Consider the following 2,612-nt stretch of genomic DNA (forward strand, 5'->3'; position numbering starts at 1 on the left):
GACGCGGTCGGCCGGGCACTGGGGTTGCCGGCCGAGGCGCTGCCGTACGCGGAGGACCGGCCGTACGGTGGCCTGGGTGGTGAGGGCGGCCTGGGCGGTGCCGGAGGCCGGGATGGTGTGGGGAGCCCGAGTGGTGCGGGCAGCCGCGATGGTGTGGAGAGCCCGCCTGGTGCGAGCGGTCCGAACCGCGCGGTTGGCCCGGTCAGCGCTGATGGCTCCGCCGCTGTCAGTGCCTCCGGTGTCTCCGGGCCCGCCCGCGAGCGCCTCCCCGCGGAGCCGGAGTGGTCGCCCGACCGGCGCGCGGCCTACCGCATGCACCTGCTGCCCGCAGTCATGGCCGAGCCCCCGATCCACCTCGCCCGGCTCGCCCCGCTGGTCGCCGAGGCGGCCCGGCACGAGGACGCCGTCGCGCGGGCGATCCTCGACGAGGCGGCGGACCACCTGCTGGAACCGGTCCGCGCGCTGGCACCCAGCCAGGGCGAGCGGATCGTCGCCACCGGAGGGCTGCTCGGCCCCGAAGGACCCCTGACAGCTCTTCTGAGCGAGCGCCTCAAGGCGTTCGGCCTGACGCTGGACTGGGTCGCGGACGGCTGCCGCGGCGCCGTGGCCCTGGCCCGGCTCGGACACGGCGGCCCGCCACCCTCGTCCCGGACCACCTGACCTCGGCCTCTCTGAACCCGGGCCACCTGAACCCGACTGACCTGAACCCGACTGACCTGAACCCGGGCCACCTGACCGGTACGTCCCCGTAGCCCCACGCGAGAACCGCACGGAAGGAACCGGTCGCATGCCGACTCCGGAACACGCGGCCGCCCGGCCCGAGCAGACACCCGAGGTCTCCCGGGGCCACGACACGCGGGGCCCCCGCTACCTGGACCCGGACGCCGCCGTCGGCGACCGGGTCGCCGACCTGCTCGCCCGCATGACCCTGCGGGAGAAGGCCGGCCAGCTCAACCAGCGGATGTACGGCTGGGACGCCTACCGCCGCACACCGGACGGCTTCGAACTGACCGAGGCGCTGTACGCCGAGACCGAGCGCTTCGCAGGCCTCGGCGCCCTGTACGGACTCCTGCGCGCGGACGCCTGGTCGGGCGTCGACCACTCCACCGGCGCGGGCGCGGCCGACGGCGCCACGCTCGCCGACCTGGTGCAGCGCCACGTGATGGAAAGCAGCCGCCTCGGCATCCCGGCGCTCCTGGTCGAGGAGGTCCCGCACGGCCTCATGGCCCTGGACGGCACGGTCCTGCCGGTCAACCTTGCCGTCGGAGCCACCTGGGACCCCGAGCTGTACGAGCAGGCCGCCGCCCATGCCGCGGCCGAACTGCGGGCCCGTGGCGGCCATGTCGCCCTCGTCTCCGCCCTCGACCTCGCGCGCGACCCCCGCTGGGGCCGTACCGAGGAGTGCTTCGGCGAGGACCCGTATCTGGCCGCCCGGCTCACCGAGGCACTGGTGCGGGGCATGCAGGGCCGTTCCGGTTGCACGGACGGGCAGTTCGCCGAGGACAGGGCCGCCGTGGTGCTCAAGCACTTCGCCGGACAGGGCGCCACCGTCGGGGGCCGCAACTCCGCGGAGTCCGAACTCGGCCCCCGCGAGCTCCACGAGGTCCATCTCCCTGCTGCCTGGGCCGGAGTCCGGGCGGGAGCCGCTGCCGTCATGGCCGCGTACAACGAGGTCGACGGGCTTCCCTGCGCGGGCAACAGGGCCCTGCTCACAGGGTTGTTGCGCGAGCGCTGGTCCTTCGGCGGGCTGGTCATGGCGGACGGCCTGGCCGTCGACCGGCTGGCCCGGATCACCGGCGACACGGTCTCGGCGGGCGCCCTGGCACTCGACTCGGGCGTCGACCTCAGCCTGTGGGACGACGGATTCACGCACCTGGAAGAAGCAGTCGAACGTGGACTCGTCCAGGAGGACGTGCTCGACGCCGCCGTCGCCCGAGTGCTGCGCCTCAAGTTCCGTCTCGGTCTGTTCGAACGGCCTTGTGCCGAAGACCGGTTGACCGCTCCGTCACCTGACCGCGGCCGGGAACTGAGCACCGCCGTCGCCCGAGGCGCGGTCACACTCCTGCACGACGACGGGGGCGTCCTGCCCGTCCGCCCGACGGTGTCCCGCATCGCGGTCCTCGGCCCGCACGCCGCCACCACCGCCCACCAACTCGGCGACTACACGGCCCCGCAGAGCCCAGGCGCCGGCGCCAGTCTCCTCGACGCGCTGCGGCGACTCGCCCCGCCCGGAGTGGACGTCCGCCACGCCCGCGGCTGCGCCCTCACCGGCAACGACCTCTCGGGGATCCCCGAGGCCATCGCCCAGGCCGGCGTCTCCGACCTGGCCGTGCTCGCGCTGGGCGGCAGCAGCGCCCGTACCCCCGAGACCGACTTCGCCGCCAACGGCGCGGCCCTCGGCGCCGTGTCCGAGATGACCTGCGGAGAGGGCGCCGACCTCGCGGGGCTGCGGCTCGGAAGGGCCCAACACGCCCTGCTGGACGCCGTCGTGGCGACGGGAACCCCCACGGTCGTGGTCCTGGTCCAGGGCCGCCCGCATGCCGTCCCGGAGGCGGCGGAACGCGCGGCCGCGCTGCTCACCGCCTGGTACCCGGGCCCGTGGGGCGGCGACG

At 75.0% G+C, this 2,612-nt stretch carries 1 protein-coding gene and 1 pseudogene; both read left to right on the plus strand.

From position 1 onward, the window contains the following. Positions 1 to 660, plus strand: a pseudogene (locus tag O3Q52_RS51765) (ATPase); the annotation flags it as partial. A 262-nt stretch (positions 661 to 922) separates the two neighbouring features. Next, on the plus strand, positions 923 to 2,612 hold a 1,690-nt coding region (locus O3Q52_RS51770), incomplete at its 3' end, for a glycoside hydrolase family 3 protein (protein ID WP_269655350.1).

This window comes from Streptomyces sp. ActVer (assembly GCF_027270795.1).
Classification (GTDB): domain Bacteria; phylum Actinomycetota; class Actinomycetes; order Streptomycetales; family Streptomycetaceae; genus Streptomyces; species Streptomyces umbrinus_A.